Genomic DNA, 15,917 nt, shown 5'->3' with positions numbered 1-15,917 from the left:
TTCCCCTACTCCCTTACTCCCCTATTCCCTTAACATACTGCCTTACTGCCCTACTGCCTTAACCCCTTAATCGAACACAATCGCCGGCGCTGGCTTTCCAGCCCCCTTGCCGCCCTTCATGTTGTCCCAGACCTTGGCCGCGATATCGCGATAGATTTTCGCGTGTTCGCTCTCCGGCTCCTTGACCGTGATCGGGGTTCCGGCGTCCGAATAGGCCCGCACGTCCATATGCAGCGGCACTTCGCCGAGGAACGGCACGTCGAGGCGTTCGGCCTCCCTGCGTGCGCCGCCATTGCCGAAAATATCGTAGCGCGCGCCGGTGTCGGGCGCGATGAAGTAGCTCATGTTCTCCACGATGCCGAGAAGCGGGACATCCACCTTGCGGAACATGTTCAAGCCCTTGCGCGCATCGATCAGCGCCAGGTCCTGCGGTGTCGAAACGACCACGGCACCCGCAAGCGGCACCTGCTGCGCCATGGTGAGCTGCGCGTCGCCGGTGCCGGGCGGCATGTCGACCACCAGCACATCGAGCTCGCCCCAGGCCACTTCGCGCAGCATCTGCGTCAGCGCCGACATGACCATGGGCCCGCGCCAGATCATCGGCGTTTCCTCATCGACCATGAAGCCCATGGACATGACCTTGATGCCGTAATTTTCCATCGGCTTCAGAATGCGGCCCTCGACCGTTTCCGGGCGACCGGAAAGGCCGAGCAGGCGCGGCATGGACGGCCCGTAAATATCGGCGTCGAGAATGCCGACCTTCAGCCCGTTGGCGGCAAGGCCGAGCGCCAGATTGACCGCCGTGGTGGATTTGCCGACGCCGCCCTTGCCCGATGCAACCGCGATGATCGCGCCGACGCCTGGAATGCCCGGCTTCGTCGCCGCGCGCTGCGGCGGCGCGGGATGGCGGTGCTGCGCCGGGGCGGCTGCTGGTCTAGCTTGGGGTTTTGGCGGCGGCGGTGCGTCGTCGCTGGTGCGTCCGCCCTTCTTTTCGGCGGTGAGCGTGACCAGCGCGCCGGTGACGCCCGGAATTTCCTTCACCGCCTTCTCGGCGGCAAGCCGCATCGGTTCCAGCGCGTCGGCGCGCTCGGCAGGAACCGTGATGGAGAAGAAGACCTTGCCGTCGGCAATAAAGATATCCGACACCAGACCGAGCGACACGACATCGCTTTCGAAATCCGGTCCCGTCACGGCCCGCAGCCGCTCCTGAACCTGTTCGCGTGTTACGCTTGCCATTTCGATTCCTTTAACGAAGGCAGTAAGGGAATAGGGGAGTAAGGGAGTATGTTTGAGAACATATTGCCTTATTGCCTGTTCCCATACTCCCCTACTCCCCTATTCCCATTTCACCAAGAGGCCAATATTCATTCAGGCCGCTTCCTCACAAACGGCAGCCTCGGGGCGGTGGCCCATGAGATAAAGCGCGCAGGTCGTGCGCAGCATGGAGGCGAAGTTGGGGATCGCGCCATTGGCCTCCAGCGCTTCATCGTAAAGCGTCGATATGAAGCGGGGCGTGGTCAGGTTCTGGCTGGCCGCGATCTCGTCCAGCAGGCGCCAGAAGGTGGCCTCCAGCTGAATGCTGGTGGAATGGCCGCCTATGCGCACGGAGCGGTTGATCTGCCGGTAGCCTTCCGGGTCCTGCTCGGCGAAAACCTTGCACATGGGTTCCTCCATTCATTAAGAGCACGAAACTGGCTGTGGTAGCCGATTGCCACCACGCCGTGGTTTTTTCTTCCATAATCGACAACCAGCAAGACAATCGCAAGCCGCATTTGACGAAGCGGCGAAAGAAACAGGAGTAGCATGTGGCCAAAGCCATTCATTCGATGATCCGTGTTCTCGACGAGGAAAAATCCGTTTCCTTCTACAAACAGGCTTTTGGCCTCGATATTGCCGAGCGCATCGATTTCGAAACCTTCACGCTGATCTATCTGCGCAATGCCGAAGCCGATTTCGAAGTCGAACTGACGGTCAACAAGGGCCGCACCGAGCCTTACAACCTGGGCGACGGCTACGGCCATCTCGCCGTCGTGGTCGATGATGTCGATGCCGAACATGCCCGCTTCAGCGAACTTGGCTTCAAGGTCGGCAAGCTCGTCGATTTCAAGAACAATGGCGTGCAGCTTGCCCACTTCTTCTTCGCGGAAGACCCGGACGGCTACAAGATCGAAGTTCTGCAACGCGGGGGCCGTTACCAGTAGGCCCGCCCATCGTCCCTCACGGCCGGGAGGAGCGGCCCTGAAGGATGCGAATGCCAGCGCTCCCGGTGGTGGAAATCTCCGGGAACGCACAGCCAGCCCGCCCATCCCGGACGGGCAAGCAATGGAGGAGAACCGAATGACAACCGTTTTCGACGGTCTTTCCACCCGGGAGAAAAGGACCCTGTCGCGCCGCGACATTCTCAAGCGCGGCGCGGGCCTCAGCCTCGGGGCCATGCTGGTCGTCAGCGGCAACGCCGTTATCTGCCCGCAATTCGCATGGGCGCTCGAGACCGCCACGCTCAAGCCCGAGACCATGGCGACCCTGATCCAGCTCGCACGCGACATCTACCCGCACGACAAGCTGCCTGACCGTTTCTACGCCATCGCCGTCAAGCCCTATGACGCGGATTCCGCCAAGGACGAGACGCTGAAGAAGCTGATCGAGGACGGTGTCGCCGATCTGGACAAGCGGGCCGGAGCCGGAGGCTATCTCGGTGTGGGCTGGGAGGAAGAGCGCGTCGCGATCCTGCGCGATATCGAGAAAAGCCCTTTCTTCCAGAAGGTGCGCAGCGGGCTTGTGACCGGCCTCTACAACCAGAAGGAAATCTGGCCGCTCTTCGGCTACGAGGGCGAGGCCTATTCCAAGGGCGGCTATATCCAGCGCGGCTTCGACGATATCGAATGGCTGTAAGCGCTCCGGCGCCGGAACACACCAATTTCAAAGCGGCATCCCCGTCCTGCAAGCGCCTTGCCTGCGGAAACGGGAGAGCATTGGGAGGAAACAATGGCTGCTCCATATGATCTCAAGAACGACAAGGTCGTCGTCATCATCGGCTCGGGCGCAGGCGGCGGCACGCTCGGTAACGAACTGGCCCAGAAAGGCATCGACGTCGTCATTCTGGAAGCGGGAAAACGCCACGAATTCGAAGACTTCATCAATGACGAATGGGACAGTTTCGACCAGCTCGCCTGGCTCGACAAGCGCACCACATCGGGCAGCTGGCGCGTGTCGCACGATTTCCCGAACCTGCCCGCATGGATCGTGAAGGCCGTCGGCGGCACCACCACGCACTGGGCGGGCGCATCGCTGCGCTTTCAGGATTACGAGTTCCAGACGCTTACCCATTACGGCAAGGTCGAAGGGGCGAACCTGCTCGACTGGCCGATAACGCTCGCCGAACTGGAGCCCTATTACGTCAAGGCAGAGGACAAGATGGGCGTCACCCGCACCAACGGGATCGAGGGCCTGCCGGGCAACAATAATTTCAAGGTTTTGAAGGCGGGCGCCGACAAGCTCGGCTACAAGGAATGCCATACGGGCCGCATGGCGATCAACTCCGCGCCGCGCGACGACCGCATGGGCTGCCAGCAGACCGGCTTCTGCTTCCAGGGCTGCAAATGGGGCGCGAAATGGTCGACGCTCTATACGGAAATCCCGAAGGGCGAGGAAACCGGCAGGCTGGAAGTTCGCCCGGAATGCACGGCGCTCAAGATCGAGCACAATGCGGCAGGCAAAGTGACGGGCGTGCTCTATGCCGACAAGGACGGCAAGCAGCATTTCCAGAAAGCGCGCGTCGTCTGCGTGGCCGGCAATTCGATCGAAAGCCCCCGCCTCCTGCTGAACTCGGCCTCATCGAAATTCCCGGACGGCCTTGCCAATTCCTCGGGACAGGTGGGGCGCAACTATATGCGGCATACCACCGGCTCGGTCTATGCCTCATTCGAAAAGCCGGTGCACATGTATCGCGGCACGACCATGGCGGGCATCATCCGCGACGAGGCTGCGCATAATCCGAAACGCGGTTTCGTCGGCGGCTATGAGATGGAAACCATCTCGCTCGGCCTGCCCTTCATGGCGGCCTTCCTCAATCCGGGCGGCTGGGGACGCGGCTTCACCTCGGCGCTTGACGATTATGTCAACATGGCGGGCCTGTGGATCGTCGGCGAAGACATGCCGCAGGAGAAAAACCGCATCACGCTCAGCAAGGATGTGAAGGACGAACACGGCCTGCCGGTTCCCGATGTCTATTATGACGACCATCCGAACGACATTGCCATGCGCAACCATGCCTATGCGCAGGGCAAGGCGCTTTACGAGGCCGTCGGCGCGATCCGCACCTTCCCGACGCCGCCCTATCCGTCAACGCATAATCTGGGCACCAACCGGATGAGCGAAAAGCCGCAGGATGGCGTGGTGAACAAGCACGGTCAGACGCATGACATCAAGAACCTGTTCGTTTCCGACGGCAGCCAGTTCACCACCGGCGGGGCGGAAAATCCGACCCTGACCATCGTGGCGCTCGCAATCCGTCAGGCGGATTACATTGCCGAACAGATGAAGAAGCGGGCGATCTAGAGCATTTCCGGCAAAAGCCTGAAAAAGGGCGGAAGCGCGAACCGGGCGCATCCGCCCCTGACGCCCGGCCTATCCTCCCCCCCGACCGCTGCAAGGCAGAAACGGCGCGACCAATTCGCGCCGTTTCTGTTTGATGCTTGGCAAAGACGGCCTGCATGGGATACGTAATCTCGGCTTGCATGGAGAAGCTTTGAGTTGAAGATGAGCATCGGCCAATATCGGATGTCTCTGGCGATACGCATCCTCAGCGTATTCGCCCTGATGTTCGTCGCCTTTGCGCACAAGCCCGTCGACCTCAATGCGCCCGACAGCTACCTGCTGGCCCAATACCAGTTGCCGGATGGCAGCTATCCGGTGCTCTGCATCGGCGATCATGGCTCCGATCCGGACCAGAAGGGCCATGACAAGCACTTCAGCAACAATGGTTGCGAAGCCTGCCGGATTTCCTCCGCCTTCCTGTGCCCCGCGCCAGCCGGTTCCACCGGCGCCGCCCCGCACATCGCCATGGCCGACGGCATCGTGCCGCCGCAGCCCATCCTGCGGCACAGCACCTACCCGCCATCGGCACCGCCGCAAGCGCCGCCTCTCGCCTGAATATGATCTTTTGAACGAATGCCCCCGCATTCGGAATTGAACGCGCCCGAACCCTGGTTCGGCGTGCCTACCAATGATTATTCAGGTTTGAAACAATGAAGAACCATCGTCTTTTCGCCTCCGCAATCTCGCTTGCCGCGCTGTGCGCTTCCGCAGGTCTGGCACAGGCCCATTCCTCGCTCGACCAGGGCGAAGCCAAGGCGGGCAGCTTCTACAAGGCGACCTTCCGCGTGCCGCATGGCTGCGACGGCATGGCTACGACCGAAGTGAAGATCGAGCTTCCCGAGGGCTTCGTTTCCGCCCAGCCGCAGGCCAAGGCCGGCTGGAAGATCGAGACCGCCAAGGGCGACTATGCCCGGAGCTACAAGGTGCACGGCAAGGACGTGACCTCCGGCGTTCGCGAAGTGCGTTTCACCGATGGCAGCCTGCCGGGCGATTTCTATGACGAATTCACCGTCGTCGGCCAGCTTGCCAAGTTCGACAAGGACACCACCCTCTCCTTCCCCGTGACGCAGCTTTGCGGAAGCGCCGCGTCGGTTGCCTGGACGGAAATTCCCAAGGACGGCCAAAACCCGCACGATCTCGAACATCCCGCGCCGCAGCTTCTGGTGAAGGTCGCCGGTGCCGATGACGGACACGGCGAACATGGCGGCGGTCACGGCGATCATGGTCAAATGAGCAAGATGGACCATGCCTCCATGCAGGCGGCGGCCCCGACCAGGCTCGGCGAACTGGAAATCACGGCTCCTTCGGTGCGGGCCATGGTTCCCGGCGCCAAGGTTGCTGGCGGTTTTCTCACCATCGCCAATGACGGCAAGGAGGCCGACAAGCTGGTTTCGGTGACCACCAAAGACGTCAAGCGCGTCGAAATCCACGAAATGTCGATGCAGAACGACGTGATGAAGATGCGCCAGCTTGAAGGCGGCCTGGAGATTCCGGCAGGCGGGAAGGTCGAGCTGAAATCCGGCGGTTACCACCTCATGTTCATCCAGCCGGAGAAGCCCTACAAGGAAGGCGAGACCGTTTCCGTCACGCTGGAATTCGAAAAGGCCGGCAAGGTGACGATCGATTTCCCCGTCACCGCGAAAAGCGGCCAGAAGGACGAAGACCATTCGGGTCACTAGAGCATGGTTCGACCCGAGTGAAACCCGGCCGGCGCGTCTCCAGAGCGCAATCCGGCCGGAGTGAAACGAGGATCGATCAAGATCATGCTTGAAGAAGTCAGAGCGCTGGGCTGATCCATACAGGTCGAAAAGCTCTGATGCGCATCCCGAAACCGTTTCAAGGTTCGGGATGCCCCCGGCACTGCGGTCGCATAATCGTCAGGCCGTGGCGGAAGAGTGATTTTCGCGTACCGCGCGGAGCGTATTTCCGGACATGATCCCGAAAGGCCGCAGGCTTTTCGCAAAGGATCATGCGGCGGAGGAAGCGACGCGAGCAGGATGCGCAGACCGATTGCTCTTCGCAGCCCGGCGTCCCGGAGCATGCGACTGTGGTGAGCAAAGGGGCGGATGATCCGCGTCGTCTCTCCCTCGCGCATTATGCGCCCGTTTGCCGCAACCGCTGAACCCCCGCAGCGGTTGCGTTCCTTCCTGAATGCTGTAAACATGACTATTAGAGTCTAGAATAATTCCAAACAATTGAAATCCAACAAGATTTTAAACTTGAGTAATTGACTCCAGATGGAATTTCGGGCTTTTATGGATGGTGCAAATTCACAACCTTTGATGTCTGGGCCTTGAACCCTTTCGATTGGAGGACCCTATGATTGGTCTCGGCGAATGCCGGTCCGCAAATGTCGACGGCCTGCCCTGGCAGCTTCGTCTCCTGCCGACCGGATATTGCAATGTGCGAGGGGAAACGGAACGTTTCCGGACGGGCGGGCATGGCTCCGCAGCCGCAGCCTCGTGTTCGTTCCGCTCCTTCTTCGGGAGGCGGACATGAATATGCGCATATCCCAACTGAACGGCGCCAACACCACAGGCTATTTCGACCGCCTGCCGGAAAAGCTGGTGCTGGAAGGCTATCGCCGCTGGACCGCGGGTTTCGAGACGGGCTCGATCATCCCGTGGGAAATGACCTGGGGCCTCTATTCGGAAGTGCTTGGGGCGAGCGAGGCCAGGCGCGCGGTGGGCGAGCTGTCGCATTTCATCCGCGTTCTGCGTCATTGCGCCAGCTGTCCGTTGCGGGCCTTCCCCTTCGATTCGCACCATGTCTGCCGCGAGGAATGCCTGACGCTGGGGCTGATTTCCGGCATCCAGAACCAGGACGCGCTGTTGCTCGATACCTGCCTTGAAGCCATTGCCTGTCATCGCCGCTGCGACGATGTGGCAGGGGCTGCGCGCAATTTTGCCGACACGCTGGCTGATTTCGGCCAGACTTTGTTGCCAATACCGATCCATGCCATCGACAGCGCCTTGAATTTTACGCCGCGCGCGACTTTTCACTGAACGGCCCCTGACGGGCTCCCGACTGAAAAGTCCCAGCGTCTGCGAATGAACGTGATTCGATATTTTAAGCCGCCGTCCATCGGCGCAAGGAGATAGAAATGCAGGCCAGAACCGAACGACGCCTCGGCATTGCCGCCGCCCTCGTCCTGACCGCAGGAGCGTTTGTCATGCCCGGCGTATCCACCCAGGTCGTGCAGAACCAGGTCGCGCCGCAGAGCCATATCCATATGGCTTCGGCGGAAAACCTGCGCGCCGAACTGCGCCATTTCGTCAGGCTTGGCGAAGCCATGCCGAAGTCGGTGCGCTTCGAATAAGCTTTTCAAACTGAAATGAAAAAGGCCGCGCCTGAGATGGCGCGGCCTTTTTGTTTGACCCGAAACGGTCGGTTTCACTCCAGCGACGTCCGGCCCTGGAGCATTTCCAGTAAAAGTGTGAAACGTCTATGCGGGGAAATCAGTTCACTGGACTGATCTCTTATCCCGCTTCGATGCGTTGGAACAGGAGCCACTCTAGCCGACGATGATCGGCGCCTTGCCCTGCACGCGATTATAGAGATCGATGATGTCCTGATTCATCAGGCGGATACAGCCCGAGGACATGGACTGGCCGATCGACCACCATTCCGGCGAGCCGTGGATGCGATAGCCGGTGTCGCGGCCGTTCTGATAGATATAGAGCGCGCGGGCGCCGAGCGGGTTTTGCGGGCCGGGTTCCTGTCCATTGCGGTACTTTTCCAGTTCCGGCTTGCGCTGGATCATTTCCGGCGGCGGCGTCCAGCGCGGCCATTGCTTCTTGTACTGGACATTGGCGGTGCCCTGCCACTCGAAACCGGCCTTGCCGATGCCGACGCCATAGCGCAGCGCCTCGCCGCCCGGCAGGACGTAGTAGAGATAGTGGTCCTTGAGGCTGACAACAATGGTGCCCGGCGCCTGCCCGGTCGGGTCCGGCACGATCTGGCGGCGGAACTGCTTCGGCACCTTGTCATAAGGAATGGCCGGGAGATCGTAGGGCCCTTCCTTCACCGACGCATACATGACGTCCGGCGTGGTGATGGCCCTGTCGACGCTGATCTGCGGGCGCATCGGCGTGATCCCGCCCGTCGACATCGGGTCGACATTCATCTGGAAGGCCGACATATCCATCGTCTGCGAACAGCCGGCAGCACCGGTGAGGAGGATGGCTCCGGTGCCGAAAAGGAAATGGCGGCGGCTTAGATCATCACGCGACTTCGACATGCAACTGACCCTGAAACAAGGGATGAAACGACGGTTGAAAAACAGCCGCAACGCGACCGCCATACTGAACAGCAATTTGCGTTCTTATGGTTGAAGAACGGTTAAACAACTCGCGCAAACGTGTCTGAAAATTGCAGTTTAAAGCTTAAATTGCAGCGATCACCGCTATTCAATCGATTTAAATATCAAGGCAAATACGGCGAAGGTGTGTTGGAAATGGTTTTTTGATGGCGAAATTATGGCTTTCGCGCCTTTTCGCTATTTCGAGTTGTGTCCGGATGGCAAAAAGCCGGGTCGCAAAACCCGGCCCATGAAACCATTGTGTGCGGCGATCAATAATCTTTTTCGTAGAAGATGCCGCCGCTGGAATCGCCTTCCGCACCCAGTGCGCCCTTGGCCTTGAGGTTGCGGGTGATGTCGAGATTGATCGTGCCCTTGGTCGAGCCGCCCGAGCCTGCTTCGACGCCGAGATAGATGTTGTCGCGGATATAACGTCCGGCGCGAACCGCCGTCTGGCCCTTCTCATCCGTCACCACGTCGAGATCGTCGAGACCTGTCCCGGCGCGCAGCTTGTTCATCAGCGAGTTGTTGGAACCGCCTGCAAGTTCGGCTGCGGCAGCGGCAAGCTGTGCGATCTGGAACGCCGACAATTCGCCGATGGAGCGCTTGAAGATCAGCTGCGCCAGCACTTCGTCCTGCGGCAGTTCCGGCGTGGATGAGAACTTGATGTCGAGATTGTCGACCGTACCCGTCACCGTCACGATTGCCGTGATTTCATTGCCTTCCGAGCGGGCCACGAAGTTGAGCTGCGGATTGAGATCGCCCACCAGCGTGACATGGCCTTCGTCGAAGGTGATGCGCTGGCCGAGAATGCCGATGCGCCCGCGGATCATGTCGAAAGAGCCGACCGGCTTGATATCGGTCACCGGCCCGGTCAGGCGAAGGCGTCCGCCCAGTTCCGTATCGAGACCGCGACCGCGCACGAAAATCTGGTTCGGCGCATTGATGAGAACGTCGAGGCGCGGCACGGTCGGGCGTGCTGTCGGGGTCGGCACCCGGCTGCGGCGTGTTTCAACCCGGGCGCGGTCGAGCGTCACCTGAACATTCTTCGGCGTGTTCTTGTGGCGGACCGGGACATAGGCCGCGCCGCCGCCGAGATTTTCCGGCACGGAGATTTCAGCCCGGTCGACGTCGATGCGGCCTGAAATCAGCGGATCGCGCATCAGCGGCCCATTGATCGTAATCCCGCCATTGACGGTCGCCACGACCAGCTTGCCGTCGGCATAGCGGGCGCGATCGAGCTTGATCTCGATATTGGCCGGGAAGTTTGCTTCGGCGTTGGTCGAGATCGTGCCGCTTGCGGAAACCGATCCGCCGCTGCCAAGCGCGGCATTGACCTGGCGCAGCGTGATGGTTTCGCCATCCATGCTGCCCATGACATTGATATTGTTGAGGCGGACATTGGTATCGGGATCGATGAACGTCGCGCCATTGGTGGAGAACATACCGCGCAATTGCGGACGGTTGAAGCCGCCCGAAACGCTGGCCGTCAGCGTTAGCGTGCCGTTTGCCTGTGCGCCGCGATCTGCGAGGAAGCGGTTGGCGAGCGCCAGCGGAACGCTGCCATTGACATTGACGCCAAGCCCCTGCCCCGAGAACGGCACCTTGCCGCTGGCGGTGACGTTGAGGCCGCGCGGACCGTCGACGGTGACCGACGAAAAGTCGATGGCCATGGCCGCATAGCTGCCCGCAGCCTGCAAGGTGAGGGGCGCAAGTCCGTTTTCGCGCAGCGGCCGGGCCGCAAGGCCGGTGCCGCGCAGGTTGAAGGTCGCCGCAGGGTTGGTGAGCGGGCCGGTGACCCGCGCCGTGCCGGTGACATTGCCCGCGAGATCCTGTCCCTTGACCGCACCGTTCAGCGCCGTCAGCGGAAGATTGGCGAGATTGACGTCGAGAGCGAGATCGCCTTTTCCAAGCGGCACGCCGCCAGTGGCGCGCACATCGATGCCGCCGCCTCCGGTGACATGCGCATCGACATTGAGCCGGTTATTGGCGGAGGTGCCCTTGGCGTCGGCATTGAGAGCGGCGATGCCCTGCTTTTTGAGTTCGGCTGCCGTCACGCCGCGCGCCGCCATGTCGAAGGCGACATTTGGCGCTTCCTTGGTGCCGGTGATGCGGGCCGTGCCGTTGACCGTGCCGCCAAGCCCCAGTTCCGGCTTGAACGTATTGGCGAGCGCCAGCGGAAGATTGGAAAGCGCCACCGAAAGATCGAGACGGCCATCGACGACGCCGTTGACCTTGACCTGACCGGCGCTAGCATCCGCGCCCGTATTGATGATGATATCCCCGAAGGAGATTTCCTCGCCCTTCATGGAAATGGTGGCGGGCGCGGCCAGATTGGCGCTGAGCGTGCCCTGCTTCACATTGGCCGAGGCGAGCCCCAGTTCGAAACCGCCATCCTTCGGCTCAAGCGAACCGGCGGCGCTGGCAACCGTGCCGATCTTCAGTCTGGTATTGGCAGTGAAATCGGTTTTCGACCCGGTCGCATTGGCCTTGGCGTCAAAGCTGTCGATGCCGAAGGTGCCGACCATGATGTCGCGCGCCGCGGCATTGCCATCGACCACCGGCACACCGAACAGGTCCCGCGCCGTCAGCGCAATATCAGCCGAGGTGATGCGGTTGCCATTGACCTTGATGCCCTTGGCGTTTGCGGTGACGGATGCATTCTGGCGACCGTCACTGGCGTCAAGCGTAATGTCGGCATTGGCGGCGCCGGTCGCTTCGGCAAGCGCCAGGGCTGCGGCCGTGGAAATATCCGGGGCGTCGAGCTTCAGCGCGCCGGTCAGGAGGCCTTTCGCGTTCTGGGTCACATTGCCGGAAAGATGCGCGCCGCCCGCGTTGAAGACGAGATCGGTCAGGCGCTTTTCGTCATTGACGATATCGATCAGCGTCCCCAGATCGACGCGCTGGCCGTTGAGGAAGGCGCTGCCCGCAAGCTTGCCGGACAAGGCGGCACCCGTCGTGGCGTTGCCGTCGAGCATGGCGTTGAAATCGAGGCCGCCTTCGGAAAGCTTGCGCCCGGCCAGAGTGCCTTGCGGCGCATCGGCGCGCAACGCGAGCGCGATCAGCTTGTCGTCGCCGCGCGCGCTGCCCTTGACCGTCATCCGGCCCGACGCCTGATCGGAAAGAAGCTTGAGATCGGACAGCATGACGCCGAAATCGAAATTGGCCTTGTCGGAGGCAAAGGAGCCGTTGGCGGTAATTTCGCTCAACTCGTTGCCGATGCGGAAATCGCGCGCCGAAAAACCTTCCGCGCTGCGGCCAAGAGCGCCGCCCAGCGTAACCGCGCCATCGAGAATGCGGTCGACGGCTTGCGTGCCGGTGCGCATGTTCTGCGCCGTGCCGTTGAGGTCGAGCTGGAAAGCGCCGCTGATCGGGCGGACGATGCCCCTGGCGTTGACATCGATGCTGCCCGCCAGGTCACGATCAGCCAGAGCGCCGAAAGGCGCAAGGCTTGCCACCTTGGCGGCGATATCGCCATTGAAGGCGAAGTCGTCGATATTGCCCTTGAGATCAAGGCTGAGACCGTTGCCGGAGATGTTGGCCTGGGCCAGCTCGACCGGCGAACCGGCACGCCATGCGCCGTCGACGGCGAGCGCGATCCGGTTGCCGAGCGCCTCGGCGATTTCGGCGCGTTCCGCCGAAATGCCGTCCACCCCGCCATTGACCTTGAAGGTGATATGGCGATTGGTGGGGTCATTCAGGTTTTCGGCAACACCGCCCATGTCGAGCGCGATGCTTTCAGCGGAAATCGTGGCGTTCCTGAGACCGGCAATGGCAAGCGTTCCCGTCCAGTCATTGGTCGGGCGATCACCAAAGGCGACCTGGAATTTCGCATTGTCGATATAGGTTTCAGCGCCCTTGACCGGCAGGAGAACGCGGCCCTTGCCTTCATCGGCAATGGAAGCATCGATGTGCAGCTTGTTCAGGAAGCGGTCATTGCCGGTTTCGGCGGAAGCCTTGAGTTTCAGGGCCGCGCTGTTCAGCGCCAGATCGTCGAGACGGAAACCGCCTGCATCCTTGAGGAAGCCATCGGCGGAGAGCACCGTTTCAGCACCGAAGAAATCGCGGAATACCGGCGGCACCAGAACCGCGATCGGACCGTTGAAACGGGCGGAGAAAACACGACCGCCATCGGGCGCCTGACCTTGCCGGTCGAGCGTGAACTGGCCCGTCAGCGTGCGGCTGCCATTGGTATCGAGCGCCAGATCGACCTTCAACCCGTCGAGCGGACCGGCGCCCGTCAAGGTGAGATCGACCGGGGGACGGCCATCGATGTTCAGCAGGTTGGCGACGATGCCATTGGCCGGTTCCGAGACTTTCAGGTCGAGATCGACCTTCTGGTCGGCATTGGCATAGGCGGCGCGAAGAGCGAAAGTGCCGCCCGGACCGTCGAGGCGCTTGATATCGAAACTGGAATCCAGCGAGCCATCGGCAAGCGACAGGCGACCATTGGCCGACACTTCCGATTCGAGACCGAAAATGTCGGGCCCGAAATGCAGGCGCGCAATGGCGAGCTGGTCGAGATTGATCGAGATCGGCAGTTCCGGCAGGCTGAAGCTGGAGGATTCCGGCGACGGCAGGCTGTTGTCCGGCAATGGCTTGCGGATGACGTCGATGCGTTCGGCGGCGAGCGACTGGATGCTGAGACGCCCGACCAGAAGCGCGGTGCGGCTCCAGTTCAGCTTGGCATTCTCGATGCGCAGCCACACGCCTTCGCGGTCGGCAATGGTGATCGAGCCGACGGTTGCTTCCGAAGACAGAACGCCGCTGATGCCGGAAATGGAGATGCGGCGGTTGGGCGCGGAAAGCTGGCTTTCCACAAAGGACAGGAAATAGGATTTCTCTTCTTCTGCTGGTGCTTCTGCCTGTTCCTGTCCAGAAGCCTGATCTTGAGCCTGAGCGGGAACCTGCGCTTGAGCCTGCAACTGCTTCTGCTGTTCCGGCCAGCCGAAGATGACTGCCGTGACGGCGAAGGCGACGAAGGCGATGATTGCGAGAAATCTGGTCAAAACGCCTGTCCTATACCTACGTACAAGCCATAGCTCGGATCGCCCGAGCGGCGGTTGAGCGGAACGGCGACATCAAGGCGGATCGGCCCAAGGCCGGTCAGGTAGCGCAGACCGCCACCGACGCCGACACGCATCTGTTCCGAGAAATCGGGGAACGACTTTTCGCCGACATAGCCGGCATCGACGAACGCCACCGCCCCGATCGAATCGGTGATGCGGGCGCGCACTTCGCCATTGGCCTCGACGAGCGAACGCCCACCGACGATCTCGCCATTGCCTGCGCTGACGCCGATATTGCGATAGCCGTAACCGCGCACCGAGCCGCCGCCGCCTGCCAGGAAGAGTTGGCTTGGCGGCAGGTCCGCAGCGGATGCGCCGACAATGGAACCGACCTTCAGGCGACCCGCCAGAATCACCCGGTCCTTCGCGCCGAAACCGTAATAGGTGCGGCCTTCGGCGGTGAAACGGGTGGCGAAATTGCCATACTGGAATTCATAGAAAGGCTGGATATTGCCTTCCAGATAGAAGCCCGAACTCGGGTCCGGTTTGTTGTTGCGGCTGTCATAGAGGAGATTGCCCTCCAGACCCGCCGTCGTGAAGGTGCGGTCGCCATACACATCGTCGTTGAAGCGGCCATGGCTCGCCTTGGCATAGAGCGCGCCCGACAGTTCGTCGCTGAATATCTGCGTGAAACCGGTCTTCGCATTGACCGAGGTTTCGGTATAGGCGTCCAGCACTTCGCGCTTGGCGTCGAGCGATGCGACGAAATCCGTGTCCGGCGTATAGACGCCCGGTTTGGTAAAAGTTGTCCCCAGAAGATAGGTGAAGTTCTTCGGGTCGAAGGAATTGTCCTGCGTGCCGCCAATGCCGCTGACCTTGGCGTCGAAGCGCAGGCGCTCGCCGCGCCCGAACAGGTTGCGGTGCATCCAGTATCCGGTGAGGCCGAAGCCGTCGATGGTCGAATATTCGGCACCGAAGCCGAAGCGGCGCGGCTTGCGCTCCTGCACGTTGAGCGTCATTGGCAGGCTGCCGTCCGGCTCGATCTTTTCGGCTTCCTCGAAGCTCATGGCGCGGAAGACTTCCATGCGGCCGAGACGCTTTTTGGCTTTCTCGATATCGTCGGGATCGTATTCCTGGCCTTCTTTCAGCCCCGTCATCCATGCGACGAATTGCGGGTCCATGCGCGCCGTTCCGACCACGCTGACCGGCCCGTAATGCGCCTTCTGGCCCGGATCGAGCGAAATATCGGCGGAAACCCGATTGTCGGCATGATCGGCCACGATATCCTGATCGGTAACGCGCGCCTTGGCGTAGCCCTGCTGGCGCCATGCCTCGACAGCGAGACGCTCGGCCCGGATGACCGTGCCCGAACGCGCTACCTGTCCCGGTGCAAAACCGGCCTCTTCGGGCGATTGTACATGATCGCGCTTGTCGACCGGCGGCGGCGCTATGTTGGAGATCGCGGTGCGCGCGAACAGGAATTGCGGGCCGGGATCGACGGTGATCGCGATCTTCGGATCGTTTGGAATGTCCGCATCGGGCGGAATTTCGTTCGCCTCGCGGCCATCGACAAGGATGGAAATGGTGCCGCCATAGCGGCCCTCGCCATAGAGCGCGGCCAGGATGCGGCGATAGTCGCCGCGCGCCTTGGCGAGCAGTCCGGCGGAACCCGAAGCGGGTCGCTCCGCATCCGCGACGAGGCCCGACGCGCCTTCGATGATGGATTTCAGATCGGCTTCAGTGCCGTCCGCATTCTTGCGGTCGCCCGTGGTCGTGACCTCGACCGTATAGGTCTTCGGGTCGATGATATCCGGGTCTTCCTTCTTGTCCTCGCCCCACAGGCGAATTCCGAACAGCTCGAATGCCAGCGCAGGCGACACCGTGAGCGAGGAAAAATGCGCCGCCAGCAAAAGCATGGCGATGCTCTTTCCCTGTATCGTCCTGTTACTCCAAGTCATACGCGTTACTGTCCGGTTCCTGTCTATGCGGTCGCCTGGCAGCGTCCCGTTCAC

General features: G+C 61.3%; 12 protein-coding genes. 7 read left to right on the top strand and 5 right to left on the bottom strand.

All coding sequences use genetic code 11. The features are described 5' to 3' along the window. Positions 1-66 precede the first annotated feature (66 nt). Together apbC and OINT_RS00320 are read right to left on the bottom strand one after the other, a co-directional pair. Positions 67-1,236, bottom strand: coding sequence for an iron-sulfur cluster carrier protein ApbC (gene apbC / locus OINT_RS00325; RefSeq protein WP_006465780.1), 1,170 nt, complete (start codon positions 1,234-1,236; stop codon positions 67-69). 132 nt (positions 1,237-1,368) lie between these two features. Next, positions 1,369-1,662, bottom strand: coding sequence for a ribbon-helix-helix domain-containing protein (locus OINT_RS00320; RefSeq protein WP_006471202.1), 294 nt, complete (start codon positions 1,660-1,662; stop codon positions 1,369-1,371). Between the two features lie 143 nt (positions 1,663-1,805). On the opposite strand from OINT_RS00320, the gene OINT_RS00315 reads away from it, so the two are divergent. The 7 genes from OINT_RS00315 to OINT_RS00280 all read left to right on the top strand — a co-directional run bounded on the left by OINT_RS00315 (position 1,806) and on the right by OINT_RS00280 (position 7,915). Then, complete coding sequence (locus tag OINT_RS00315; protein ID WP_006465778.1) at positions 1,806-2,201, top strand: VOC family protein; 396 nt, start codon at positions 1,806-1,808, stop codon at positions 2,199-2,201. A 136-nt stretch (positions 2,202-2,337) separates the two neighbouring features. Then, the gene (locus OINT_RS00310) at positions 2,338-2,892 is read left to right on the top strand and encodes a hypothetical protein (RefSeq protein ID WP_006471203.1); all 555 of its coding nucleotides are present in this window, start codon (positions 2,338-2,340) and stop codon (positions 2,890-2,892) included. Between the two features lie 93 nt (positions 2,893-2,985). Then, a complete protein-coding gene (locus tag OINT_RS00305; RefSeq protein ID WP_006471204.1) occupies positions 2,986-4,557 on the top strand; it encodes a GMC family oxidoreductase in 1,572 nt (523 codons plus the stop codon). Positions 4,558-4,752: 195 nt separating this feature from the next. Then, positions 4,753-5,151 carry a hypothetical protein gene (locus OINT_RS00300; RefSeq protein ID WP_006465775.1) on the top strand — a complete coding sequence of 133 codons (399 nt, stop codon included), beginning with the start codon at positions 4,753-4,755 and terminating at the stop codon, positions 5,149-5,151. Between the two features lie 95 nt (positions 5,152-5,246). Beyond that, positions 5,247-6,275 (top strand): DUF1775 domain-containing protein, encoded by a 1,029-nt coding sequence (locus tag OINT_RS00295; protein WP_006465774.1) that lies wholly within the window; start codon positions 5,247-5,249, stop codon positions 6,273-6,275. Positions 6,276-7,091: 816 nt separating this feature from the next. Then, a complete protein-coding gene (locus OINT_RS00285; RefSeq protein ID WP_172491091.1) occupies positions 7,092-7,601 on the top strand; it encodes a hypothetical protein in 510 nt (169 codons plus the stop codon). Positions 7,602-7,699: 98 nt separating this feature from the next. Beyond that, positions 7,700-7,915 (top strand): hypothetical protein, encoded by a 216-nt coding sequence (locus OINT_RS00280; protein ID WP_006465772.1) that lies wholly within the window; start codon positions 7,700-7,702, stop codon positions 7,913-7,915. A gap of 195 nt (positions 7,916-8,110) precedes the next feature. Here OINT_RS00280 and OINT_RS00275 read toward each other — a convergent pair whose 3' ends face one another. The 3 genes from OINT_RS00275 to OINT_RS00265 all read right to left on the bottom strand — a co-directional run bounded on the left by OINT_RS00275 (position 8,111) and on the right by OINT_RS00265 (position 15,863). Further along, the gene (locus OINT_RS00275; RefSeq protein ID WP_006471206.1) at positions 8,111-8,836 is read right to left on the bottom strand and encodes a L,D-transpeptidase; all 726 of its coding nucleotides are present in this window, start codon (positions 8,834-8,836) and stop codon (positions 8,111-8,113) included. A 332-nt stretch (positions 8,837-9,168) separates the two neighbouring features. Continuing rightward, on the bottom strand, positions 9,169-13,905 hold the full coding sequence (locus tag OINT_RS00270) for a translocation/assembly module TamB domain-containing protein (protein ID WP_006465770.1): 4,737 nt from the start codon (positions 13,903-13,905) through the stop codon (positions 9,169-9,171). Then, the gene (locus tag OINT_RS00265) at positions 13,902-15,863 is read right to left on the bottom strand and encodes an autotransporter assembly complex protein TamA (RefSeq protein ID WP_425393938.1); all 1,962 of its coding nucleotides are present in this window, start codon (positions 15,861-15,863) and stop codon (positions 13,902-13,904) included. Before OINT_RS00265 ends, OINT_RS00270 begins: the two co-directional genes overlap by 4 nt. Between the last annotated feature and the right edge of the window lie 54 nt (positions 15,864-15,917).

Origin of the sequence: Brucella intermedia LMG 3301, assembly GCF_000182645.1 — a bacterium.
Classification (GTDB): Bacteria; Pseudomonadota; Alphaproteobacteria; order Rhizobiales; family Rhizobiaceae; genus Brucella; species Brucella intermedia.
The sequence above is the reverse complement of the archived record's forward strand: the minus strand, read 5'-3'. Positions and strand labels throughout refer to the sequence as shown.

What these genes read in the sequence shown, in the direction of transcription:
- apbC (WP_006465780.1), bottom strand. Translation starts at nt 1,236, where the DNA reads ATGGCAAGCGTAACACGCGAACAGGTTCAGGAGCGGCTGCGGGCCGTG.
- OINT_RS00320 (WP_006471202.1), bottom strand. Translation starts at nt 1,662, where the DNA reads ATGTGCAAGGTTTTCGCCGAGCAGGACCCGGAAGGCTACCGGCAGATC.
- OINT_RS00310 (WP_006471203.1), top strand. Translation starts at nt 2,338, where the DNA reads ATGACAACCGTTTTCGACGGTCTTTCCACCCGGGAGAAAAGGACCCTG.
- OINT_RS00305 (WP_006471204.1), top strand. Translation starts at nt 2,986, where the DNA reads ATGGCTGCTCCATATGATCTCAAGAACGACAAGGTCGTCGTCATCATC.
- OINT_RS00295 (WP_006465774.1), top strand. Translation starts at nt 5,247, where the DNA reads ATGAAGAACCATCGTCTTTTCGCCTCCGCAATCTCGCTTGCCGCGCTG.
- OINT_RS00285 (WP_172491091.1), top strand. Translation starts at nt 7,092, where the DNA reads ATGAATATGCGCATATCCCAACTGAACGGCGCCAACACCACAGGCTAT.
- OINT_RS00280 (WP_006465772.1), top strand. Translation starts at nt 7,700, where the DNA reads ATGCAGGCCAGAACCGAACGACGCCTCGGCATTGCCGCCGCCCTCGTC.
- OINT_RS00275 (WP_006471206.1), bottom strand. Translation starts at nt 8,836, where the DNA reads ATGTCGAAGTCGCGTGATGATCTAAGCCGCCGCCATTTCCTTTTCGGC.
- OINT_RS00265 (WP_425393938.1), bottom strand. Translation starts at nt 15,863, where the DNA reads ATGACTTGGAGTAACAGGACGATACAGGGAAAGAGCATCGCCATGCTT.